Here is a 21,339-nt window from a genome sequence, read left to right on the forward strand (position 1 = left end):
GCGGCGGTGACATCAGCGCCGCCAACTCCCCCGAGGGCGGGGCGGTCTTCACGCTGAGGCTGCCGATGGACGGCGGCGCGGTGGAGGCCGAGGGCGACGCCGTCTCAGACCTGCTGCTCGGCGCCGATCTCGACCTGCAGCTCGACCTCGACCGGCGCGTCCAGCGGAAGGACGGCGACTCCCACCGCGCTCCGCGCGTGGACACCCGCCTCCCCCAGGACCGCGCCGAGCAGCTCGCTGGCGCCGTTCAGCACACCCGGCTGGCCGGTGAAGTCCGGGGCGGACGCGACGAACCCGGTGACCTTCACGACCCGCACCACGCGGTCCAGGTCGCCGACGACCGACTTCACGGCCGCGAGCCCGTTCAGCGCACAGCGCTGCGCCAGCTCCGTGGCCTCCTCGGCGGTCACCTCCGCGCCGACCTTGCCGGTCAGCGGCAGCTGCCCGTCCACCAGAGGCAGCTGCCCCGCCGTGAAGACGTAGGCGCCGGAGCGGACGGCCGGCTGGTAGGCGGCGAGCGGCGGCACCACGTCCGGCAGGGTCAGGCCCAGCTCGGCCAGGCGGGCCTCCACCGCGCCGCTCACGCGGTCTTCTCCCGCTTGAGGTAGGCCACGAGCTGCTCGGGGTTGTTCGGCCCGGGGACGACCTGGACGAGCTCCCAGCCGTCCTCGCCCCAGGTGTCCAGGATCTGCTTGGTCGCGTGCACGAGGAGCGGCACGGTCGCGTACTCGAATTTGGTCATGGACGGACTGTATCCGCTGGCGGCGATGCCTCCGGAACAGCTCTGCGGCCCACGGCGGCTTACGAAGGGACCCGAGTGGTTACGCTCGAATGTGTGAGCAGGCTTCAGGTCGTCAGTGGCAAGGGCGGCACCGGTAAGACGACGGTCGCCGCCGCCCTCGCGCTCGCCCTCGCGTCGAAGGGCAAGCGCACCCTCCTCGTCGAGGTCGAGGGCCGGCAGGGCATCGCGCAGCTCTTCGAGACGGAGGCGCTGCCCTACGAGGAACGCAAGATCGCGGTCGGGCCCGGGCCGGACGGCGGGGAGGTGTTCGCGCTGGCCATCGACGCCGAGCTGGCCCTCCTGGACTACCTCCAGATGTTCTACAAGCTCGGTCAGGCGGGCCGCGCCCTGCGCCGGATCGGCGCCGTCGACTTCGCGACGACCGTCGCCCCGGGCGTCAAGGACGTGCTGCTCACGGGCAAGGCCTGCGAGGCGGTCCGCCGCAAGGACCGCAAGGGCCGGTACGTCTACGACCACGTGATCATGGACGCCCCGCCCACCGGCCGCATCACGCGCTTCCTGAACGTCAACGACGAGGTGGCGGGTCTGGCCCGGATGGGCCCGATACACAACCAGTCGCAGGCCGTGATGCGGGTCCTGAAGTCCCGCGAGACCGCCGTGCACCTGGTGACGCTCCTGGAGGAGATGCCGGTCCAGGAGACCGTGGACGGGGTCGCCGAGCTGCGCGCGGCCGGGCTCCCCGTGGGGGCCGTCCTGGTGAACATGGTGCGGCCGGCCGTCCTGGAGGAGCCCGTCCCCGTGGAGGCGCCGCGCGAGGAGCTGGCGCGGGTGCTCACCGCGGCCGGCGTCGGCGGCGCGGGGACGCTGGTGGAGCCGCTCCTGGAGCAGGCCCGCGAGCACGAGGAGCGGGTGTCCCTGGAGCGCGAGCAGCGCGAGGTGCTCGGCGGCCTCGGTCTGCCGCTGCGGGAGTTGGAGATGCAGCCCGAGGGGGCCGACCTCGCCGGGGTGTACCGCCTCGCCCGCATCCTGCGGGCGCAGCTCGAGGAGAAGGCATGACTCAGGACCGGCCGTCCCAGGGCGGGGAGGCGCGGCGGAAGGCCGGAGTGGCCCCGTCGCGGCACCTGGACATCGATCCGCTGCTCGACGACCCGGGGACCAGGATCATCGTCTGCTGCGGCTCCGGCGGCGTCGGCAAGACGACGACGGCCGCCGCCCTCGGGGTGCGCGCCGCCGAGCGCGGGCGCCGCACCGTCGTCCTGACGATCGACCCGGCCCGCCGGCTCGCGCAGTCCATGGGGATCGACGCCCTGGACAACGTGCCGCGCAGGGTCGACGGCATCAAGGGCGCCCCCGGCCGGGCCGAGGGCGAACTGCACGCCATGATGCTCGACATGAAGCGCACCTTCGACGAGATCGTCGAGGCGCACGCCGACCGGGAGCGCTCCGCCGCGATCCTGGGCAACCCCTTCTACCAGTCGCTCTCCGCGGGCTTCGCCGGCACGCAGGAGTACATGGCGATGGAGAAGCTCGGGCAGCTGCGGGCCCGGGACGAGTGGGACCTGATCATCGTCGACACCCCGCCGTCCCGCTCGGCGCTCGACTTCCTCGACGCCCCCAAGCGGCTCGGCTCGTTCCTCGACGGGAAGTTCATCCGGGTCCTGATGGCGCCGGCGAAGGTCGGCGGCCGGGCCGGGATGAAGTTCCTCAACGTCGGCATGTCGGTGATGACCGGCACCCTGGGCAAGCTCCTCGGGGGCCAACTGCTGCACGACATCCAGACGTTCGTGGCGGCGATGGACACGATGTTCGGCGGGTTCCGCACGCGTGCGGACGCCACGTTCAAGCTCCTCCAGGCGCCCGGGACGGCGTTCCTCGTCGTCGCCGCGCCGGAGCGGGACGCCCTGCGCGAGGCGGCGTACTTCGTGGAGCGGCTGGCCGCGGAGTCGATGCCGCTGGCCGGTCTGGTGCTCAACCGGGTGCACGACAGCACGGCGCGGAGGCTGTCGGCGGAGCGGTCGCTCGCGGCCGCGGAAAATCTTGAGGAGCGCCGCATTGTGGATCAGAGGGGTGGGAAGGAACAGGACCGTACCGCCCCCGAGGCATCCCCGACCGACGACGTCGCGGTCTCTCCCGAGGCTCCCCCGCCCGCTCCCGGGACCGCGTCCGAGCAACCCGAACAGCACTCCGTGGACCGGCTCGCCGCCGGCCTGCTCCGCCTGCACGCAGAGCGCATGCAGGTGATCGCACGTGAACAGCGCACCCGCGACCGTTTCTCGTCACTGCACCCCGAGGTGGCGGTGACCCAGGTGACCGCCCTGCCCGGGGACGTGCACGACCTCGCGGGTCTGCGCGACATCGGCGAGCGGCTCGCGGACGACGGGTGATGTCAGGGGGCGCGCCCGGCGGTCCGCGCCGTTCGGCCACGGATTCGCTCAAGTGATCGCGTACGCGCGACGCCGGGACTCCTCCGTCGTGCGCAGGTGCAGTAGTCCTCCGCCGGTCCGGCGGTGGACGCGCTATCCCACCGCGGCGTAGTCGACGTACGTCGCCGCCAGTTCGTCGGCCTCGTCGTCCGGGAGGATCCCGAGGCTGCGCTCGTACTCGGTGCGGGCCGTCTCCAGCAGCCGGCGCCACGAGGTGACCGTCGGGCGGCGGCGCAGCAGGGCGCGGCGCTCCCGCTCGGTCATGCCGCCCCAGACGCCGAACTCCACGCGGTTGTCGAGCGCGTCGGCCAGGCACTCGGTCCGCACCGGGCATCCGGTGCACACCGCCTTGGCCCGGTTCTGGGCCGCTCCCTGCACGAACAGTTCATCCGGATCGGTAGTGCGGCATCCTGCCTGCGCACTCCAGTCGATAACCCAGCCCATATCGGCGCCGTCCTCTCCCGAATCGAGGCTCCCCCACGGCGACAGCGGCATATTCACCGCTGCCAGTTAGGGACGCTACGGAAGATGCGAACAGCGCAACACCCCCTTCGGGCCCAATCTTGAATGGCCCGAACGGACTATGCGCGTACGGGAGATCACCCGACGGAGTGAGCGAAGGACACATGCGGACAATCTCCCCGAAACGGGGCAGATCACATGATCCGGAAGGGACACCGGGCACCGCATGTGACGGAAACGGACACCCGCGCGGCGGAACCGCACTCCACTCGGGCACGAGAGGCAACCGATTCGGGTTCGGTCGCGTCCTGCAGGGGGATCGATACGAGACCGCTCCGCTGTGACAGTTGAACGCAGCTTAGGCCAACGCCTACTGCCCTGTCCGGCGAATGACAACGTAGGCTGCGCCCATGGGAAAGAAGAGCTCGGGTGGTGGTCTGACCACCACCCAGCATGCCGCCAAGTTCCTCGGGGTGAGCGTGCTCGCGGGGGGACTGCTCGCGGGGATCGCCGTACCGGCGGCGGGGGTCATCGGACTGGCGGCGAAGGGGACGGTCGAGAGTTTCGACGAGATCCCGGCCAATCTGAAGCAGCCGCCGCTGAGCGAGCGCACCACGATCCTCGACTCCAAGGGCGGGACGATCGCCACGGTCTACTCGCGTGACCGCACGATCGTGCCCCTGGACAAGATCTCGCCGTACATGCAGAAGGCGCTCCTCGCCATCGAGGACGCGCGCTTCTACGAGCACGGCGCGGTCGACCTCAAGGGCATCCTGCGCGCCATCAACAAGAACGCGCAGTCCGGCGGCGTCTCCGAGGGCGCTTCGACGCTCACCCAGCAGTACGTCAAGAACGTCTTCATGGAGGAGGCGGGCGACGACCAGGAGAAGCTCCGCGCGGCCACCGAGCAGACGATCGGCCGCAAGGTCCGCGAGCTGAAGTACGCGATCCAGGTCGAGGAGAACCTCTCCAAGAAGCAGATCCTGGAGAACTACCTCAACATCACGTTCTTCGGTCAGCAGGCCTACGGCGTCGAGTCCGCGGCCCGCCGCTACTTCTCCAAGCCCGCCAAGGACCTGGAGCTGGAGGAGGCCGCGCTGCTCGCCGGCATCGTCCAGTCGCCCAGCGTCTACGACCCGGTCAACGACGAGCAGGAGGCGACCAAGCGTCGCAACATCGTCCTGACCCGGATGGCCGAGGTCGGCGACATCACCCAGGCGCGCGCGGCGAAGGCGATGAAGGCCCCGCTGGCGCTGAAGCTGAGCCGGCCGCGGAACGGGTGCATCACCGCGGTCAAGGGCGCGGGGTTCTTCTGCGACTACGTCCGCAAGACGCTGCTCAACGACCCGGTGTTCGGCAAGACCGACGAGGAGCGCCAGAAGCTCTGGGACCTCGGAGGGCTGACGATCCGCACGACGCTCGACCCGCAGGCGCAGGCGGCGGCGAACGAGGCGGCGACGTCCAAGGTCGACAAGACGGACGGGGTGGCCGCGTCCGTGGTCCAGGTCGAGCCGGGTAGCGGCAAGATCCTCTCGATGGGGCAGTCCCGCCCGTACGGCCTGAACGCCAAGAAGAACGAGACCGTGCTCAACCTCGGCGTCGGCAGCAAGATGGGCGGCACGACCTACGGCTTCCAGGTCGGCTCGACCTTCAAGCCGATCACCGCGGCGGCCGCGCTCGAGAAGGGCATCGACCCCACGGAGGTCTTCAGCGACCCGTGGAAGATCAAGCTGGAGAAGCGCGACTTCAAGACCTGCGACGGCGCGCCGACCGGCAGTGACCAGTGGGACGTCCAGAACGAGATGGAGTCCGAGAAGGGCCCCTACGACATGACGAGCGCGCTCGGCAAGTCGATCAACACCTACTTCGCCCGTCTGGAGCAGAAGACCGGCCTCTGCGAGACCGTGACGATGGCGCAGAAGCTCGGCTACGAGCAGGGCGTCGGCAAGAAGATCAAGCAGGACGCCTCGATCACGCTGGGCGTCGCCGAGAACACCCCGCTCGGCATGGCCAGCGCCTACGCCGCCTTCGCCAACCGGGGCACCTACTGCAGCCCGGTCGCCATCGCGTCGATCACCGACCGGAACGGCGAGAAGCTCCGGGTCCCGAAGACGAAGTGCAAGCGGGCGATGTCGGAGAAGACGGCCGACACCATCAACCAGATGCTCAAGGGCGTCGTCGAGGACGGCACCGGCACCCGGGCCGGCCTCAGCGACCGCGACAACGCGGGCAAGACCGGTACCACCGAGGGCCGCAAGGACGCCTGGTTCGTCGGCTACACGCCGAACCTGTCCACGGCGGTCTGGGTCGGCGACGACGTCGGCACGAAGCGCGAGATGTACAACCTCACCATCGGCGGCGTCTACTACGACAAGGTCTGCGGCGGCTGCCTGCCGGGCCCGATCTGGAAGACCGCGATGACCGGCGCGCTCAGCGCCGGCGAGACCCCGTCCTTCACCTACGTCAGCGTCCCGCGCGGCAACACCAAGCCCGAGGAGGAGGAAGGCGAGGGCGACGGTGACCGCGGCGGCAACGGCGGCGGCGACGACAAGCCCGGCTTCCCCGGCGGCGACGCCTCGCTCCCGCCCACCTCGGACAACGGGGGCGGCACGAACGGTGGCGGGAACGGCGACGGCGGCGGGAACGGCGCCAATGGCGGCGGGAACAACGGTGGTGGGAACGGCGACGCCGGCGGAGGCACCGGAGACGGCGGCTGGAGCGACGGCTGGCAGGACGGCACCGGAGGCGGCGCCGACTGACGCCGGGGGCGCGCGCTGACGCGCCCATGGACACAGCAGTGCGGGGCATCCCTGGGGATGCCCCGCACTGCTGTGTGTGGGCGGTGGTCGGTCCGGACGCCGGCCGCGCACCACGCGCTCGACGTACGGACCGACGCCTTTGACGCGCCCGATGCCGTACGCCTGGCCGACGCCGTACCTCCGCGCGCGGCCCGCGTCAGCTGCCGGCCAGCTCCTGCTTGACCACCGCGGCGACGCGGCCGCCCTCGGCGAGACCGGCGACCTTCGGGTTCACGATCTTCATGACCTGGCCCATCGCGCGGGGGCCCTCCGCGCCGGCCGCCTTCGCCTCGGCGACCGCCTGGGCGACGATCTGCCGCAGCTCGTCGTCGGAGAGCTGCTTGGGCAGGTACTCGGCGAGGATCACGCCCTCGGCCTTCTCCTTCTCCGCCGACTCCGTCCGCCCGCCCTGGGCGAAGGCCTCGGCCGCCTCGCGGCGCTTCTTCGCCTCGCGGGCGATGACCTTGAGCACCTCGTCGTCGGAGAGCTCGCGGGCCGTGGTGCCCGAGACCTCCTCCTTGGTGATCGCGGTGAGCGTCAGCCGCAGCGTCGACGAACGCAGGTCGTCGCGTGCCCTGATCGACTCGGTGAGGTCGTCCTTCAGCCTGGCCTTGAGCGTGGTCATGTCCCCAGTGTCTCAGGTGCGTCTGACACTTCGCCCGCCCATTTCCCGCGGCCGCCGCCCCTGGGGGCCCGCCCCGTCGTCTGCGACGATGGGCTCATGCGCGCACGCTACGGAGTACCTCTCGGAATCACGGCGGCCGGTGCCGCCGGACTGGCCTACGCCGCGGGCTTCGAGGCCCGCTCGTTCCGGCTGCGGCGGGTGACCGTCCCCGTCCTCCCCGAGGGCATGCGCCCGCTGCGCGTGCTCCAGGTCTCCGACATCCACATGGTCGGCGGCCAGCGCAAGAAGCAGCGCTGGCTCCGTTCGCTGGCCGGTCTTCGCCCCGACTTCGTGATCAACACCGGGGACAACCTCTCCGACCCCGACGGCGTGCCCGAGGTCCTGGACGCGCTCGGCCCGCTGCTCGAGCAGTTCCCCGGCGCGTACGTCTTCGGCTCGAACGACTACTACGGGCCGAAGCTGCGCAACCCCGCCCGCTACCTCGTCGAGAGGGCACGCGGCCAGCACGGCCTGAACGGCGGCGGGGCGCCCGCCGTCGGTGTCGTCCACAACCCGTGGGAGGAGCTGCGGGACGCGTTCGACGCGGCCGGCTGGGTGGGCCTGAACAACGCCCGCGGCACGCTGAAGGTCGACGGCCACGAGATCGCGCTCACCGGCCTCGACGACCCGCACATCAAGCGCGACCGCTACGACCGGGTCGCGGGCGGCCCCGCGCCCGGCGCGGACTTCTCACTGGCGGTCGTGCACGCGCCCTACCTGCGCTCCCTCGACGCGTTCGCCTCCGACGGATACCCGCTGATCCTGGCCGGGCACACCCACGGCGGGCAGCTGTGCCTGCCGTTCTACGGGGCGCTGGTCACCAACTGCGACCTGGACACCGATCGCGTGAAGGGGCTGTCCGCGCACACGGCCGCAGGGAGGCGCTCGTACCTGCACGTCTCCGCGGGGTGCGGGACGAACCGCTACACCCCGGTGCGCTTCTTCTGCCCGCCGGAGGCGACGCTGCTGTCGTTGGTGCCGGGGGTTGCGGGGCGCTGAGGGGGTGACGGGGGCACCGGGAGCGCGGCCGCTGGTTTGGGACCCGGATCGTCGGCCTATGGCGCGCGATGCACCGGTGCCGTCCGCGCGGGTCCGTCGTACGGGTGCGGCGCGCGCCGAAGCCTCCCCTCGGGTGCCGGGCGCGACGGGCCTCCGCACCGGTGCGGCGCGCGCCGGGGGGCCTCCGCGGCGACGCCCCGCCGACCTCCTACCGTGGTCGGATGATCGCCCCGATTCCCAAGGGCCCGCCCGGCGGCAGCACCCCCGCGGCCGCGGTGGTACCTGCCGTGCGCCGCCCGCTCGCCGCCTGCGTCCACCTGCTGATCGCCGTGGCCGCGGTGACCGGCATCGTCGTCGAGTTCGTCCAGGGGGACCCCGCGCGGGTCCCGATCTACTTCACGGTCCAGAGCAACGCGCTGGTCGCCGTCGTCTGCGCCGTGGAGGCGCGCCGCGACCTGACCGGCCGCCCCCAGGTGCCCGCCCCGCTCATGGGCGCGACGGTCCTGTTCATCGCGATCACCGGCATCGTCTACCACCTGCTGCTCGCCGACACGGCCGCCGACTTCACCATGGCCGCCGATCCGTCGTCCGCCGCCTGGCACAGCTTCGCGAACACGCTCCTGCACACGGTGACCCCGCTCGCCACGTTCCTCGCCTGGCTGCTCCTCACCCCGCCCGGCGGCCTCCGTCCCCGCCACGCCGCGCTCTGGCTGCTCTACCCCGCGGCCTACCTCTGCTTCGCCCTGGTCCGCGGCGCCCTCCTCTCCCCCGGCACCCCGGCCCGCTACCCCTACCCCTTCCTCGACGTCGACGCCCACGGCTACGCCGGCGTCCTCACCACCGCCCTCCTCCTCGCCCTCGCCTTCTCCGCCCTCGCCCTCACCCTCGTCGGCCTCGACCGCGTCCGCCCCGACCTCCACCCCCGCCGAAACCGGATTTCGCCTCCGGGCCCCGGTGGGCTAAAGTAAACGAGTCGCCGCGAGAAGCGGGCGGACATCGGGGTGTAGCGCAGCTTGGCAGCGCGCTTCGTTCGGGACGAAGAGGTCGTGGGTTCAAATCCCGCCACCCCGACGCTGGTCAGAGGGCCTATCGCATGATCGCGATAGGCCCTCTGTCGTGTCCGGGGGGCCAAACAGGGGGCCAAAGCGATCCCGTCAGTTCTCTTCGGCGTCCGCCTCTTGCTCGTAGGCGAAGATCACGTCCATGGCCTCAGCTCCCTGCGTGATGACGGGACGGAGCTGCTTCCGGTAGACCGCTTCCGTCGTGGTCTGGCTGCTGTGCCCGACCAACAGAGCGATCTTTTCCAGGGGGATGCCGTGGTCGGAGAGGAGCGACACGAAGCTGTGCCGCAGCTCCCTCGGCGTCCACTCCGGGTTCAGTCCCGCCTTCCTCGTGATCGCCCGGAAGTCGCGCCGAACGTTCGCGGCGTCCACCGGTTCCCCGCTCCGGGTCGTGAACACGAGACCCGCCCGGCTCCACTCCGCTCCCCGCGCCGCGAACTCCTTCTGCTGCCGGCGCATGTGCTCTTCAAGGACGGCGACGACCTGCTGAGGTAGAGCGATAGTCCGCCGGCTCTTCCGGGTCTTCGTCTCGCCGTGCCGACGCACGGAGCGCCAAACGGCGACGTGCGGCGCGACCCCGTCTTCCGGCGTCAGATAGACGTGGTCCCAGGTGAGGGGGCGCGCCTCTTCCGTCCGTACCCCGCTCAGCAGCGACAGCACGAGGTAGGCGTAGAGCCGCGACGGCCGCGCGGCGGTCAGCACGGCCTTCGCCTGCTCAAGGTTCAGAGCCTTGCTTGGCCGTCCCGGACGCCCTTCCGGCACGGTGACGAGCAATGCGACATTCCGCGCGGCCTTGTCCCGACGCTGCGCGTGCGCGACGGAGCGACGCAGGATGGCGAGCAGATCGCGCAGGCTCCGGGTGGCGAGGAACTCGGCCCGGCCGTCCAACCAGTCGTCGACGTCGTCCGCGCTCAGTTCCTTCAGCTTGGCCTTGCCAATGAAGGGGATGAGGTGCTTCTCCGCCATCGATCGGTTCTTGCCGATCGTGCCCTTCTCGTCACGCCCCTTGAGTCCCCGGCTCAGCCAGTCGGTCACGGCGTCGGCCACGGTGTAGTTCGCGGGGGCCTTGACCCCGGACTGGACTTCCTTCTTCAGATCCCGGATCTTCTGACGGACTTCCGTCTTGGTCTTGCCGTACACCTTCGGGCGGCGACGCTTGCCGTCCGGGCCGTGTCCCAGCGACACGGCGCCGACGTAGCGGTTCTTCGCCGCGTCCCAGTAGATCGTGTCCTCTCCGTGGCCGGCCCGCCGGCGCTTCGGTTCCTCGGTCATGCACTGTGCCTCTCAAGAAAAGAACAGGCCGCGCCTATCTAGGGCGCGGCCTGTTGCGGTGCGGTGCGGGAGGTCAGCCGGCGGCTTCCGCCTCCCGCTTGAGCAGTTCAACGAACTCTTCGATGTACTCGGTGGGTACGAGCCGCCGCCGACCGACGCGAACGGTGCGGAGACGGCCTTGGCGGATCAGGTCGTAGGCGGTGGAACGCTTGATGTCGAGCAGTTCGGCAGCGGCTTCCACGCGGTGAAGCCGGCGCTGAGGCGTTGAAGCTTGCGAGGACGTGGCCACGGATCGGCACTCCTTCGTGAGCTGAGCCGGGGGTGAGGCGTCGCCCCTCCCCCTCAGAAGTCCGCTACCTCCGCTACCTCCGCTACCGTGCTGGTCAGAGGCGTGATAGGCGTAGCGGATGCATGATCAGGTAGCGGACGGGTCCGCTACCTGATCGCTGGTGAGCGAGCGCGGGTAGCGCGTGTTGCCGCTACCTGATCTTCCTTCCGCTACCTCCGCACCCCCGTTGAGCTGGGAGGTAGCGGAGGTAGCGGAAGTAGCGCTTCTCAGGGGGCCGGGGCGGGGCAGTACCGCGACCACGCGTCGGCGAGGTCGGCGGCGTAGTAGCCCTTGAGCACGCTGCCCGCGGTCTTGATGTTGCGCGCGCGGACGGGGTCGCCGTCGGTCGTGACGTACTCGGCGAGCATCCGGGCGAGGGTGCGGGCGTCCAGCGGCTTGCCGCCCATGTCGCCCCACGGCGCTTCGTCCATCGCGGTGAGGCGATCCAGGATCGCGACGGTGGGCAGGCGGTCGATACCGGCGAGGACGTGGTCCCGCAGGTCGGTCAACAGCCGGATGCCGGTGCTCGCCCTATCACCGGCCGCCGCCGCGGCTACGAGTTCCTGGCACGCCGCGCGGGCGCGCTCGGGCCAGGTCCCGCCGGCCGCATCCGCGACGGCGAGCAGGGGTTCCCAGACGTCGGCGGGCCGGTCGGTGATGCCGTCGGGCATGTCCGGCCATGCGTCGCGCACCCGGTCCGCGACGGATTCCGCCCATGCGGCGAGCTGCTCGCGCAGCTTGTGTCCGTCCGCTTCGTCGCGCCGCGCGCGGAACGCTTCCACGTGCTCGTTCCTCGCCCGGCGCCGCATGCGGATGATGACGGACCGGGTCAGGATCGTGTCCGGCAACGACCCGAGCCCGGCGACCGCGACCGCGGTGAACGAGGGGAATGCGACGACGGTCTGGTTCCCGCCGTCGCCGACGCACCGGTAGGTGACCCCGGAGCGGCGGTGGCCGGCGTTGAGGAATCCGCGCAGTTCCTCGTTGTCCCCGGCCTTGGGGCCGAACACGGTGTCGATCTCGTCGAAGAGGATCGTGGGCCGCCCGTCCGGGCCGGACACCGCCCGGAAGAGGGCGGCGGCGGACGCGTTCACCGCGACCATCGGTCGGGGCACGAGGGTTTCCACGATCTCCAGTGCGCGCGACTTCCCCGACCCCGGTTCGGGGGAGAGGAACGCGAGTCGCGGGGTGGAGTCGAAGCAGTCGAGCAGGTGCGCGTGTGCGTCCCAGAGGGCGACGGCGACGTAGGCCGCTTCCTGGGGGAAGACGTTGAACCGGCGGTGGAACGCCTCCACGTCGTCGAGCAGCGCGGCGCCGTCGACGGGCGGGGCGGTGGGGGTGTCGGTCATGCTGCTCGCCGTCCTTCCTGCGGGGTGTGGAGCGGGCAGAGGTCGCGGTGTGCGGTGTGGTCGGCGATCAGGGCGAGGACCCGCCGCTTCCCGATGGCGCTGCGGTCGCGTCCGCACGCGCACCGGGAGGTCGCGGTGGGAGTCGAGCCGGACGCCGGCGCGATGATGTGCAGCACCGCCACGACGTACGGGCGCGGGTCAGGGCGAAGGGCAGAGGGGACGGCCTTGCGGCCGACGTCCTTCGTCGCACCCTCGCCGTGCGCGGTGCGGGCCGGTCCGGCGGGGCCGGGGCCGTCCGGGGCCACGGGCAGGCTTTTCAGGAGGGGGTTCGGCGCGGCGCTCATGCCGCCTCCCGGGGTCGGGCGGTGCGGATGGACCAGTCCAGTGCGCTGCGGATCGTGGCGCGGCACTCGGACGCGGACAGCCCCGAGGACTCGCCCCCCTCCTGAAAAGCCGCTTCCACCGTGCTGCGGTCGATCTCGCCCCATGCGACGAACCGACCCACGGCCCGGACGGCGCGCAGGAGTTCGGCGTTCCGACCGCCCTCGGGGGCGCCGGCGACGGCCGCGCACTCGCGTTCCAGCACGACGGCGGCCCGCCTGCCGGTCCTGTGCGGCGCGGCGAGGACCGGCCGGACCGGCGGGGCCGGGGGACGCAGGGCGGCGGTAAGCCAGGCGGGGAGGTCCGCGACCGGGCGCGCGTCGGCGACCTCGTACGCCTGGCCGTCGATGGTGCTGCCCGCGGCGACGACGTACCCGCCGTGCGCGCGGGTGTCGACCAGCGGCGCGAGCTTCTTGGCCGTGTTGCCGAGCCGGACGCCGGGCGGGGCGGCGAAGTACAGGTGTGCCCCACCGCTCGCGGTCCGGATGCGGTAGGTGTCGGGGACGGCGTGCCCGGAGCGCTCGCAGAGCGCCGCGAAGTTGGCCGCGCCGTCAGGCGCGTCCATCGTGCCCTTGGGCTTGTCCAGGTCGACGACGACCAGGTCGGCGGGGCCGGTGGCGATGCCGACGTTGAACGCGCCGGCCGTCCACGCGCGGGTCACGCGCTCGGGGTCGGTGGTGGCGCGCTGCTCCCACTTACGGTGACCGTCGGCGCAGTCCCCGACACCGGGGCACCGGTCGGCGGGGTGCAGCGCGGGCCGCTTCCCGCCGGGGCGGAGCGGGAAGACCGCCCACCCTCGTTCGGCGGCGGCTAGGGCGGCGGTGAGCAGGGGCGGCCGGTCGTCGCGCTCTCGCGCGCGGGGGTGCGGTTGGGTCATGCTGGGGTCTCCAGTCCTGTGATGGGTGCTGGCGAGCGAGGGCGGCCCCGGACTTTGGCGAGACGGGGGCCGCCCTCGGCGCGTTCAGGCGATGTCGAGCGTGAGCTGTGCGGGCGCGGGCGGCGCGGCCGTGGCGGGTTCGGTCACGGCGAGCAGCGCGGCGTAGGCGGCGTGGGCCTGGTGGATGACGACCCCGTTGCCCAGGATCTTGAGTTGGTCGGAGCGGGAGAGACCCAGGTCCGTCCCCGTCACCCATCCCGGGTCGGCGCCCATCATCCATTCGACGAACGCCGGCGACAGGCGACGGTTCCCCTTCGTCCCGGCTTCGGTCGGTTCCGGGGCGGGGCGCCCGAGGACGTTTTCCCACCGGCGGATCGCGGGCCCGTAGTCGGTGCCGTTGGTCGCCACCCACTCGTCATCCAGCCGGACGGCCCGGCCGGGGAAGTAGTAGTTCCCGGCCCGGTCGCGCTGGTTGGGGCCGCCGTGCGGGCCGTCGGACGCCTTCGGGGTCGGCAGCAGGTTCACCACCACCTCGTTCAGCGGCCGGGAGTTCACCGCGAGCAGGTTGGACGCGCCGGACTTCCAGTCGCGGGCGGCGGGGGTGGGCAGCAGCGTGACTGCGGTGCGCAGGTTCATGCCGCCCTGCCGCTTCGGGGAGGTGCCGGGGCCGCCGGTGCCGTCGGCGGCGGCCGGGGTGGGAAGCAGGGTCAGGCGGCCGTCGGGGGCAGCAAGAAGACCACTTCGTCCTCCAGCGTGGGCCCGTGTCCGCCCGCCTTGCGCTTGTCCGGGTGCTGCGGCCCGCCGTTCCTGCCGAGCTGTGAGGTGGGGGTCTTCAGCAGCGGGATACGCGACGGCGAACCATCGGTCCCGCCGGTGGCAGGCGCCGACTTCGGGATCTCCAGCGCGTAGGCACATCCACCGCGCGTCGTACCCGCTCGCGGCCAGGTCGGCGGCGACGACGTCGAGTCCCCGGCTCCGGAGGGCGGCGACGTTCTCCAGGAAGACGAGACGGGGTCGAAGGTGGCGAACGGCTTCGACGATGGTTTTCCAGAGTCCGGAGCGGTCACCGGCGATCCCTCCTCGCGGTCCGGCGTTCGAGATGTCCTGGCAGGGGAAGCCGGCGGTCAGCGCCGCCGGGCGCGGCATGGATGCGGCCAGGGCCGCCCAGTCCACGGCCGTGATGTCTCCCAGGTTCGGCACGTCGGGCAGGCGGGCGGCCAGCAGGCGGGCGGCGGCCGGGTCCTTCTCCCCGACCATCACCGTGGGCAGGCCCGTGACGGCCTCTACGGCCTGGTCCAGGGCGCCGGACCCGGTGCACAAGCTGATGTTGCCGCCGACCGGCGGCCGGGCAGGGGGTTGGGTCATGCTGGGGTCTCCAGTCCTGTGATGGGTGCTGGCGAGCGAGGGCGGCCCCGGACTTTGGCGAGACGGGGGCCGCCCTCGGCGTAGCTACTGAGTGGTGATCCACCGGGCGTACTCGCGGCGGACGTAGTCGCGGGGGTCGCCGTCGGCGGTCACCTGGTCGTGCTGCACGAGTCGACGGGCCGTGTCGTCGGCGGTGGCGTCCGCGTCCGGCGCGGCGGTGCCCGCGACGACGAAGTGGCGGTTGGCCTCGGCGAGCGCGATGCGGTCGAAGACGGCGGCCTTGCGGAGCCAGTACTCCCGCGGGTTGGCGACGTGGCCGAAGTCGCGGGCGGTGAAGGCCACCCAGGCGATCTCACGCGTGATGCTCGGGGCGAGCGCGTACGCCTCTTCGGCCGGGGGCGACGCTGCGGGGGCGGGGTTCTGGTCGGGCATGTGGTTCCTCGCTCTCGGGGGTTCAGGAGTGGAAGCGGTTGGAGTCGGGGTTGCGGTCGCACCAGTCCTCGGCGCAGACCTTGTGGACCGGTTCGCGGTCGTGGCTGCGGAGCGGGGTGGGCTTGTCGCACAGCACGCACGGCAGGTCCCGGGTCGCGTCGTAGTGGCGCGCGGCGCGCCAGTCGAGCAGCGTCACGGCGGCACGTCAGCCGTAGAAGCGGTTGCGCTTGACGACGGCCTTGCGGATGTTGACCGTGGTCCCGCCGCGGTTCGAGCCGGCGGACAGCACCTGCACGGCGATGAACCCGCCGAAGAGGATCGCGGCGAGCGTGATGAGCTGCGTGATGAGCGCGGTCAGCGCGGCGATGAACGACGTCAGGATGACGAGCCCGCCGCAGACGGCGAGGAACCCGACCCCGCCGACGGCGATGTTCACCGCGGCACGGGAGACGGCCGGCTTCGGGGCGACCGAGTCGGGGCGGTGGGTGTCGACGGCGTAGCCGGTGACGACCCGGCCGTCGGGCAGGACGACGCTCGCGACGGACGGGATGGTGCCCGGCTGCACCGGGACGACGGGCGCGGGGTGGACGGCGGCGGGGGTGTACGGGGTGGGTCGGTGCACCTGTATGTCGGCGGTGCGGCGGGGTTCGGTGTTCATGTCGCGGGTCTCCTTACGGGCGCGCGTCGTTGAGCGCGTCGGTGACGGCGGTGGTGAGGTCGTTGACGGTGGTGCGGGCGTCGGTGTCGGCGAGGTAGAAGCCGAAGAGGGCGGCGAGGACGGCGACGCCGAACCCGACGGCCTTGAAGCGGATGCAGACGGCCAGGGCGATGCCGAAGAGGAGGACGAGGGGGATGGTCACGGCCACGAAAGGAACCTCCGGTCGGGGGGCGGGGTGGGGGTGGTCAGCGGGTGCCGTCGCGGTGGGTGCGGGCGGCGATGTTGTAGAGCCGGCGGCCGACGCGTATGCGCTTCCGGTTGCCGCGGCAGCGGCGGCACGTCTTGCCGGGGCGGAGTCGCCCGCGGCGGCTCTTCTTGAGCGCGTAGCCGAACCCGCGGCACTTGCGGCAGCCCCCGAACGGGCTGACCGCGCACAGCGATCCGTAACACAGCGTGAGGGAGAATAGACAGGCGATAGCCAGCAGGACAGGGGTCATCAGGGGCCCTTCCGGGGCGGTTTCGGGGATTCGCGCAGGTGGGCCGCTAGCCGCTAGCGACCTGATCAAAGGCGGTTTGGGCCGCTAGCGGGGTCGCTAGCGCTAGCGACGGTCACTGCTAGCGCTAGCGGCCCCCGGGGCCTATCCGGCGTCCCGGTTGTTGTTGCGGTGGGTGATCGCGGCGGTGAGGTCGTCGCGCTTGATGCCGCGCTTGTTGACGGTCTTGCCGTTGACCCGCCGGCCGATCTGCTCGGTGCCGATGCCGAACGGCTTGAGTGCGGCGGTGAGGGCTTCCGCTTTCGGCTTGGGCTCCAGTTCCGCCCACGGCCCGTAGACGTCGGGCCGCAGGTCGGCGAGCCGGTCCACGATGGTCTCCGACCACACCTTGGCCTCGCCCTTGCCGAGGACCTGCGCCACGTCGTCGAGGATCGTCGCGGACGTCTCGGGGGCGGGTGCCTGCCCGGCGGCGTCGCCGGTCAGCGTGCCCTCGGCCTCCCGCAGCGCGGCGGCCCGGGTCAGGATCGTCTCCGCGTCCCGGCCGTCGGCCAGGTAGGTGCGGACGATCCCCGCGTCGTCGGACATGCCCTTCAGCAGCCCGACGCCCTTGTGCGACTTCAGCAGCTTGGACGCGTCCAGACCCTCGGAGTACGAGCCGGCCCCCAGGATGACGTCGGAGACCTGGTAGGCGCCGACCCGCAGCGCGAACCGGGCCTGGTGCTGGTCGCGCAGCTCCGAGGGGCACGCCTTGTCGTCGGGCTTCTGCGTCGACGTCATCACCGACACCCCGACCGCGGGCGCGACCCGGGCGAGGTAGACCATCAGGGAGAGGATCTCTTTGCCGTGCTCGGGGTGCGTGAGGTACTCCTGCACCTCGTCCACGACGAACAGGGTGAGCGGCATGTTCAGCTTCGGGTCCCGGCTGATCTCCGGCGTCAGCTTGCCCTCGGGGCAGATGTGCAGGGGCAGTTCGGAGAGCCGGTGGTACCGGTCCTCCACGTCCGCCCGCAGCTCCCGCAGCGCGGCGAGCAGGTGGGCGACGGGGTCGAACCCGTTCTTCGGGACGATCCCGAACCCGATCCGGTGCGCGACCAACGCGAACTTCCGCCAGTCCGGCGACGCCTTGCCGTCGAACACGTACAGCCGGACGTACGGGTCCAGCGCGGCGGCGAGCGCGATCGTGCGGGCGGAGAACGTCTTGCCCTGCCGCGGGACCGCGCCGACCAGCAGCGACAGCCACAGCATCGACGCCATGACCGGGTTGCCCCGCTCATCGACACCCCACGGGAACGGCTTCCAGAAGTCCACCCGCGTCGCACCGAGCAGCGGAGACCGGCCGGACGGGACGGCGAGCGGGTCGCGGTCAGCGATCCAGTAGGCGACCCGCCGCCCCGACGTCTCGTCCTTGTCGAGGAACAGTTGGGTGGGGGCGATGTCCATGCCGGACGCGAGCCGCGGATGGGCCTTCATCGCGTCCTCGAACGTCTTCCCGTACGGCAGGTCCACCACGACCCGCCACCCGTCGCCGTCCCGGCCGATCGGCCGCGGGAACGCCACCGACTGATCCTTGGTCGTGAGCCCGGCCGCTTCGTGGGCGCGGATGACGATGTCGGAGGACAGCCGGCGCTTGCGGAACGTCACCTTCGCCATGTCGATCAGCGGCCGGTCCGCCGGCGCGCCGACCACACCCAGGGTGGTGGTGAACGCGGCCAGCGCGAGCAGCAGCAGCCACGACGGGGCCATGACCCACAGGGTCAGGGCCGCGGCGAGACCGATCGCGCTCGCCACCGTGGCGATGATGCTGCGGAGCCTCACCCGGCTGTCGCGCTGCCGGGAGAGCCGCAGGTACTCGGCCGCGTCCTCGTTCGCCGCGGCGGCCAGGCGCAGGTGCCGCCCCTCGGCGTCGAAGACCCACCGCCCGACCGCGGTCGACCAGCGCCAGGCGCCGCGGGGCGAGTAGCCCACGATCTTCGGCGTGTAGACCAGCGGGACCCGGATCGCGTGGTAGGCGGCGACGGAGGTGTAGTGCCGCACCGCCCACTTGCGGACCGCGGTGCGCTGGTCGGGGAGCTTGACCCAGTCCGGCAGGACCGGCATGCGGGCCTTGTCGCGGGCCTCCATCCACTCCGCCGCGGTGGGCGGGTAGAGGTTCGGCGGCGGGTCCGCCGGCGCACCCTCGGTCAGCCCCTCGGCTTCCGGGTCGTCGGTGTCGGGCAGCTCCGCCTCCCACTCGCCCGGCCGGGACTCGCCGGGCGCGGGGTCGGTGGGGGTGCGGGTGGGGAACGGCAGGACGGTCGCGCCCTCGCCGCCCTCGGGGTCGGGGCGGCCTGGGGCCATGTCGGCTTCCAGCCGCTCGAAGAACTCGTTCTCTTCGTCGGGGTGATTCACTGCAAGAGCCCTTCCACTTCGGGTGCGAGGGATGCGGGCCCGGTCGTCGCTGTAGGAGGTGTGCGACCGGGCCTTAGCCGTGCGGTGGTGCTCAGGCCGCGAGCGCGGCCGGGTCGGTGATCAGGGCCGCGAGGTGTTCGGCCGCGTACGCCTCCCGCTCTTCGTCGCGCAGGCGGCGGGCGTGCTCGCGGGCCGCGCGGCGGGGCTGCGGGTGGATGCCGAAGTCGTCGCGCAGGTCGGTGATGATCCGCTCCCGGACGCCGGGCCGGCTGAACTGCATCGCGTGCGTCAGCTCGTGCACGAGCGTCACCGCCACGTCCTCGCGGGTGCGGTGTTGGCGGACGTTGAGCAGGATCAGCACCTTGTCGCCGGGCAGCGGGACCGCGCGGCCGGCCGACTTGCGGGCCTGCCGCGCGGTCGCGGTGACGGCGCGGTTGCGGGCGCGGGAGGTGACGGCGCCGGTGAGGGCGATCTCCGCCCCGACGGCCAGTTCCGCCAGGCCCTGCGGGGTGGTGAGGGTGATCTGTACCGACGGCATCCGGCCCGGGACCGCCCGGCCCACGACGTGGGCGGCGAGGGGGGCCAGGGTGCGCGCGTCGCGCAGCATGTCGCGGTGACCGAACAGCCGGTACGTGCTGACGTTGGGCTTCACGCTGAAACTCCTCAGGTCAGACGGGTCGTTCACGGGGTGGGGTAGGCGCAGGGAACGCACATTCCGAGCGACGCGGGGATGACGTATCCGGCGTCGGACCAGCAGACGGGGCAGATGCGGCGGGCGGTGTTCGCCTTGGCCAGGGCCGCCCGCTTCGCCGGCGTCATCGGGCGGACGGGCTTGGCGCGGTCGACGCGGTAGAGGTAGGCGATCAGCGGGCCCCGTCGGTAGCGGGGCCGGTGGACCTCGCCCACCACGTCCTGACCGCCGGGGCGCAGTCCCATCGCGCGGAGCTGACGGCGGGTGGCCAACCCCTTCGGGGCGCACCGCCAGACGTAGACCGGTATCCGCCCGGACGGCGGCGGGGCACCCATGGCCAGGCACTTGCCGTAGGTGTACGCCATCAGGCCGCCACCTCAGCCGGCACGGTGTCGGCGGCGGCGGCGCGTTCGGCGCGCAGGGTGTCTCGCAGCGTCCGGCCGTTCGCGGACGACGTCCGCACCGCCTTGCGGATCGCCTCAGCCGTCAGCGCCACGTCCGGCCACGCCGTCGTCGCCTCCCGCGCCTCGGCGAGGAGCTGGTCCGGGGTGCGGGTCGGTCGGGGGGTGCGGGCGGTCTGCGGGACCCGACCGGTCGCCGCCCGCGGTCGACGCGCTTCCGCGGCCACCGCCCCGACCGGGACCCGACCGACCGGGGCCGGTTTGGGTGCGTCCGGGACGACGGCGGCGGACGGGTGGGGCGCCTCCACGGCTGGCGCCTCGAACGTGGGGGCGATTTCCGTCGGGGTCGACTCGCGCAGGTCAGGGGTAGACCGATCCGTCACGATCTGCGCCGTTTCCTCCGTCGGGGCGGTGGGGGTCGGTCGGTGGTGCAGCACTTTCGCGACCAGGTCGGAGCCGAAGTAGATGGACCCGACCGGCAGCGATGTCGCGAGCAGCACGAGCGCCCAGTTCGCGGGGTCCCAATCGGCCAGCCGACCCCAGTCGAGCGGGGTCGTGTGCAGTTCGGGAACGAGCCCGTGGACGTAGTTGAGTACCAGCGAGGCGACCGTGTACGTGGCCAGGACCCGCAGGGCGAAGCGGCGGTCCCGGTCGGTCAGGACCAGGGTCGCGATCAGGGCCAGGGCCATGAGCCCGTCGACCACGATCGGGTAGAAGAACGCGGCCGTGGGGTCGGCGCCGGTCGCCGCGGCGACGTCGCGCAGCGCGTTCCAGGACACCCGGAACGCCATGCCGACCACACCGACGAGCGCGGCAACGAGCAGGATCTTCCCGGTGCGGTTCACGCCGCACCCCCGTTCACGCCAGCCGCTCGGCGGTTGGCGAGTGCCCGGCGCGCGGCCAGGACCCGGTGACGGGCCCGGCGGATGCGCCGCGCGTCCAGCTCCGTCGGGATGCGGTCCATGGCGATGATCTGCGCGTCCAACAGGTCGACGTCCGCCAGGATCACGGGCATCTCACGATCGATCGCGTCCAACTCCGCCGCACTCGGCCCGTCCCCGCCGGCGGCGGTAACGAGCAGGTCGGCGGTACCGATGACGTTCATGGGTCGTGCTCCCTTGTACGAGGAACGGCCCGAAGCGGCCCCGGGTCTAGCCACCCGGGGCCGCACGCCGTAGAGCGGTGAATCCGGCTCCCCGCACCCCCGCCCGTACGACCCGGAAGGGCCGGACGGGCGAAGGAGGCAACCGGCGCGGCAGAGCCGCGAGGAAGTGCCGAAGTCCCGCCGCCTCGCCGGTCAGGCCGGCGCGGTGAGCGGAAGTTCGGGCGGACGCGGTGGGCATGGCCGCCGTGCGGGTCAAGCACAGTCAGCGCCCACGTTCTTCGTTGATCCATGTCGACTTCCGTGAGCGAAGGGACAGGGCTTCGCCGGCCGACCGTTGCCACGGTCGACCGGCCCCGAGCCAGGGAAAATCGGGTGCGTCATCGTCACTGCTCTGACGCCAGCAGGGCGGCGCGAGTCAGGTGGCACCCCCGAACGATGCGGGGTGTTGT

25 protein-coding genes and 1 tRNA gene are annotated in these 21,339 nt (G+C 72.0%); 6 read left to right on the forward strand and 20 right to left on the reverse strand.

The genetic code is table 11. The annotated features are described in order from the left end of the window. Positions 1-104: 104 nt before the first annotated feature. The gene (locus ACFWEG_RS01395) at positions 105-584 is read right to left on the reverse strand and encodes a RidA family protein (RefSeq protein WP_387207873.1); all 480 of its coding nucleotides are present in this window, start codon (positions 582-584) and stop codon (positions 105-107) included. After that, positions 581-742, reverse strand: a complete 162-nt coding sequence (locus tag ACFWEG_RS01400) for a DUF4177 domain-containing protein (protein WP_387207875.1) — start codon at positions 740-742, stop codon at positions 581-583. The genes ACFWEG_RS01395 and ACFWEG_RS01400 overlap by 4 nt, the downstream gene beginning before the upstream one ends. 93 nt (positions 743-835) lie before the next feature. On the opposite strand from ACFWEG_RS01400, the gene ACFWEG_RS01405 reads away from it, so the two are divergent. Next, on the forward strand, positions 836-1,798 hold the full coding sequence (locus ACFWEG_RS01405) for an ArsA-related P-loop ATPase (RefSeq protein ID WP_387207877.1): 963 nt from the start codon (positions 836-838) through the stop codon (positions 1,796-1,798). Continuing rightward, positions 1,795-3,126 (forward strand): ArsA family ATPase, encoded by a 1,332-nt coding sequence (locus tag ACFWEG_RS01410; RefSeq protein WP_387207879.1) that lies wholly within the window; start codon positions 1,795-1,797, stop codon positions 3,124-3,126. Before ACFWEG_RS01405 ends, ACFWEG_RS01410 begins: the two co-directional genes overlap by 4 nt. Positions 3,127-3,258: 132 nt before the next feature. On the opposite strand, the gene ACFWEG_RS01415 is transcribed toward ACFWEG_RS01410, so the two are convergent. Further along, positions 3,259-3,609, reverse strand: coding sequence for a WhiB family transcriptional regulator (locus tag ACFWEG_RS01415; RefSeq protein WP_387207881.1), 351 nt, complete (start codon positions 3,607-3,609; stop codon positions 3,259-3,261). A gap of 428 nt (positions 3,610-4,037) precedes the next feature. Here ACFWEG_RS01415 and ACFWEG_RS01420 point away from each other — a divergent pair, with 428 nt between their 5' ends. Next, positions 4,038-6,386 carry a transglycosylase domain-containing protein gene (locus ACFWEG_RS01420; RefSeq protein WP_387207883.1) on the forward strand — a complete coding sequence of 783 codons (2,349 nt, stop codon included), beginning with the start codon at positions 4,038-4,040 and terminating at the stop codon, positions 6,384-6,386. 196 nt (positions 6,387-6,582) lie between these two features. Here ACFWEG_RS01420 and ACFWEG_RS01425 read toward each other — a convergent pair whose 3' ends face one another. Next, positions 6,583-7,050 (reverse strand): GatB/YqeY domain-containing protein, encoded by a 468-nt coding sequence (locus tag ACFWEG_RS01425; RefSeq protein WP_387207886.1) that lies wholly within the window; start codon positions 7,048-7,050, stop codon positions 6,583-6,585. Positions 7,051-7,146: 96 nt separating this feature from the next. Here ACFWEG_RS01425 and ACFWEG_RS01430 point away from each other — a divergent pair, with 96 nt between their 5' ends. The 3 genes from ACFWEG_RS01430 (at position 7,147) to ACFWEG_RS01440 (ending at position 9,159) form a co-directional block, all read left to right on the forward strand. Next, positions 7,147-8,088, forward strand: a complete 942-nt coding sequence (locus tag ACFWEG_RS01430; protein WP_387207888.1) for a metallophosphoesterase — start codon at positions 7,147-7,149, stop codon at positions 8,086-8,088. Positions 8,089-8,309: 221 nt separating this feature from the next. Continuing rightward, entirely contained in the window at positions 8,310-9,056 is a 747-nt protein-coding gene (locus ACFWEG_RS01435; RefSeq protein ID WP_387207890.1) for a Pr6Pr family membrane protein, read from the forward strand. Between the two features lie 29 nt (positions 9,057-9,085). Then, a tRNA-Pro gene (locus ACFWEG_RS01440) sits at positions 9,086-9,159 on the forward strand. 83 nt (positions 9,160-9,242) lie between these two features. Here the strand turns inward: ACFWEG_RS01440 and xerC are convergent. The 16 genes from xerC to ACFWEG_RS01520 all read right to left on the reverse strand — a co-directional run bounded on the left by xerC (position 9,243) and on the right by ACFWEG_RS01520 (position 20,890). Continuing rightward, positions 9,243-10,421: a tyrosine recombinase XerC gene (gene xerC / locus ACFWEG_RS01445; RefSeq protein WP_387207892.1), complete on the reverse strand. Its 1,179-nt coding sequence runs from the start codon at positions 10,419-10,421 to the stop codon at positions 9,243-9,245. A 73-nt stretch (positions 10,422-10,494) separates the two neighbouring features. Then, positions 10,495-10,710, reverse strand: coding sequence for a helix-turn-helix domain-containing protein (locus ACFWEG_RS01450; RefSeq protein WP_387207894.1), 216 nt, complete (start codon positions 10,708-10,710; stop codon positions 10,495-10,497). A gap of 266 nt (positions 10,711-10,976) precedes the next feature. Beyond that, complete coding sequence (locus ACFWEG_RS01455) at positions 10,977-12,098, reverse strand: DUF3631 domain-containing protein (protein WP_387207896.1); 1,122 nt, start codon at positions 12,096-12,098, stop codon at positions 10,977-10,979. Then, a complete protein-coding gene (locus ACFWEG_RS01460) occupies positions 12,095-12,442 on the reverse strand; it encodes a hypothetical protein (protein ID WP_387207898.1) in 348 nt (115 codons plus the stop codon). Before ACFWEG_RS01460 ends, ACFWEG_RS01455 begins: the two co-directional genes overlap by 4 nt. Beyond that, a complete protein-coding gene (locus ACFWEG_RS01465; RefSeq protein ID WP_387207900.1) occupies positions 12,439-13,356 on the reverse strand; it encodes a bifunctional DNA primase/polymerase in 918 nt (305 codons plus the stop codon). The genes ACFWEG_RS01460 and ACFWEG_RS01465 overlap by 4 nt, the downstream gene beginning before the upstream one ends. Before the next feature lie 84 nt (positions 13,357-13,440). Beyond that, positions 13,441-14,721, reverse strand: a complete 1,281-nt coding sequence (locus ACFWEG_RS01470; RefSeq protein WP_387207902.1) for a DNA cytosine methyltransferase — start codon at positions 14,719-14,721, stop codon at positions 13,441-13,443. 84 nt (positions 14,722-14,805) lie between these two features. Next, positions 14,806-15,153 carry a hypothetical protein gene (locus ACFWEG_RS01475; protein WP_387207904.1) on the reverse strand — a complete coding sequence of 116 codons (348 nt, stop codon included), beginning with the start codon at positions 15,151-15,153 and terminating at the stop codon, positions 14,806-14,808. A gap of 22 nt (positions 15,154-15,175) precedes the next feature. Further along, positions 15,176-15,349, reverse strand: coding sequence for a hypothetical protein (locus tag ACFWEG_RS01480; RefSeq protein WP_387207906.1), 174 nt, complete (start codon positions 15,347-15,349; stop codon positions 15,176-15,178). Positions 15,350-15,358: 9 nt separating this feature from the next. Then, complete coding sequence (locus tag ACFWEG_RS01485; protein ID WP_387207908.1) at positions 15,359-15,811, reverse strand: hypothetical protein; 453 nt, start codon at positions 15,809-15,811, stop codon at positions 15,359-15,361. Between the two features lie 13 nt (positions 15,812-15,824). Then, on the reverse strand, positions 15,825-16,019 hold the full coding sequence (locus ACFWEG_RS01490; RefSeq protein ID WP_387207910.1) for a hypothetical protein: 195 nt from the start codon (positions 16,017-16,019) through the stop codon (positions 15,825-15,827). Positions 16,020-16,056: 37 nt separating this feature from the next. Continuing rightward, positions 16,057-16,308, reverse strand: coding sequence for a hypothetical protein (locus ACFWEG_RS01495; RefSeq protein WP_387207912.1), 252 nt, complete (start codon positions 16,306-16,308; stop codon positions 16,057-16,059). Between the two features lie 141 nt (positions 16,309-16,449). Further along, positions 16,450-18,693 (reverse strand): cell division protein FtsK, encoded by a 2,244-nt coding sequence (locus tag ACFWEG_RS01500; protein ID WP_387207914.1) that lies wholly within the window; start codon positions 18,691-18,693, stop codon positions 16,450-16,452. 91 nt (positions 18,694-18,784) lie between these two features. After that, complete coding sequence (locus ACFWEG_RS01505; RefSeq protein ID WP_387207916.1) at positions 18,785-19,345, reverse strand: hypothetical protein; 561 nt, start codon at positions 19,343-19,345, stop codon at positions 18,785-18,787. Positions 19,346-19,374: 29 nt separating this feature from the next. Then, complete coding sequence (locus ACFWEG_RS01510) at positions 19,375-19,749, reverse strand: RRQRL motif-containing zinc-binding protein (RefSeq protein ID WP_387207918.1); 375 nt, start codon at positions 19,747-19,749, stop codon at positions 19,375-19,377. Beyond that, positions 19,749-20,630, reverse strand: coding sequence for a DUF2637 domain-containing protein (locus ACFWEG_RS01515; RefSeq protein ID WP_387207920.1), 882 nt, complete (start codon positions 20,628-20,630; stop codon positions 19,749-19,751). The genes ACFWEG_RS01510 and ACFWEG_RS01515 overlap by 1 nt, the downstream gene beginning before the upstream one ends. After that, positions 20,627-20,890 carry a DUF6284 family protein gene (locus ACFWEG_RS01520; protein ID WP_387207922.1) on the reverse strand — a complete coding sequence of 88 codons (264 nt, stop codon included), beginning with the start codon at positions 20,888-20,890 and terminating at the stop codon, positions 20,627-20,629. The genes ACFWEG_RS01515 and ACFWEG_RS01520 overlap by 4 nt, the downstream gene beginning before the upstream one ends. Positions 20,891-21,339 lie beyond the last annotated feature (449 nt).

The sequence above is a fragment of the Streptomyces sp. NPDC060194 genome (assembly GCF_042728285.1).
GTDB lineage: Bacteria > Actinomycetota > Actinomycetes > Streptomycetales > Streptomycetaceae > Streptomyces.

Coding starts and splice junctions, on each gene's coding strand:
- ACFWEG_RS01400 (WP_387207875.1), bottom strand. CDS start 742: ATGACCAAATTCGAGTACGCGACCGTGCCGCTCCTCGTGCACGCGACC.
- ACFWEG_RS01410 (WP_387207879.1), top strand. CDS start 1,795: ATGACTCAGGACCGGCCGTCCCAGGGCGGGGAGGCGCGGCGGAAGGCC.
- ACFWEG_RS01415 (WP_387207881.1), bottom strand. CDS start 3,609: ATGGGCTGGGTTATCGACTGGAGTGCGCAGGCAGGATGCCGCACTACC.
- ACFWEG_RS01420 (WP_387207883.1), top strand. CDS start 4,038: ATGGGAAAGAAGAGCTCGGGTGGTGGTCTGACCACCACCCAGCATGCC.
- ACFWEG_RS01425 (WP_387207886.1), bottom strand. CDS start 7,050: ATGACCACGCTCAAGGCCAGGCTGAAGGACGACCTCACCGAGTCGATC.
- ACFWEG_RS01430 (WP_387207888.1), top strand. CDS start 7,147: ATGCGCGCACGCTACGGAGTACCTCTCGGAATCACGGCGGCCGGTGCC.
- ACFWEG_RS01435 (WP_387207890.1), top strand. CDS start 8,310: ATGATCGCCCCGATTCCCAAGGGCCCGCCCGGCGGCAGCACCCCCGCG.
- xerC (WP_387207892.1), bottom strand. CDS start 10,421: ATGACCGAGGAACCGAAGCGCCGGCGGGCCGGCCACGGAGAGGACACG.
- ACFWEG_RS01455 (WP_387207896.1), bottom strand. CDS start 12,098: ATGACCGACACCCCCACCGCCCCGCCCGTCGACGGCGCCGCGCTGCTC.
- ACFWEG_RS01460 (WP_387207898.1), bottom strand. CDS start 12,442: ATGAGCGCCGCGCCGAACCCCCTCCTGAAAAGCCTGCCCGTGGCCCCG.
- ACFWEG_RS01465 (WP_387207900.1), bottom strand. CDS start 13,356: ATGACCCAACCGCACCCCCGCGCGCGAGAGCGCGACGACCGGCCGCCC.
- ACFWEG_RS01470 (WP_387207902.1), bottom strand. CDS start 14,721: ATGACCCAACCCCCTGCCCGGCCGCCGGTCGGCGGCAACATCAGCTTG.
- ACFWEG_RS01475 (WP_387207904.1), bottom strand. CDS start 15,153: ATGCCCGACCAGAACCCCGCCCCCGCAGCGTCGCCCCCGGCCGAAGAG.
- ACFWEG_RS01485 (WP_387207908.1), bottom strand. CDS start 15,811: ATGAACACCGAACCCCGCCGCACCGCCGACATACAGGTGCACCGACCC.
- ACFWEG_RS01495 (WP_387207912.1), bottom strand. CDS start 16,308: ATGACCCCTGTCCTGCTGGCTATCGCCTGTCTATTCTCCCTCACGCTG.
- ACFWEG_RS01510 (WP_387207918.1), bottom strand. CDS start 19,749: ATGGCGTACACCTACGGCAAGTGCCTGGCCATGGGTGCCCCGCCGCCG.
- ACFWEG_RS01520 (WP_387207922.1), bottom strand. CDS start 20,890: ATGAACGTCATCGGTACCGCCGACCTGCTCGTTACCGCCGCCGGCGGG.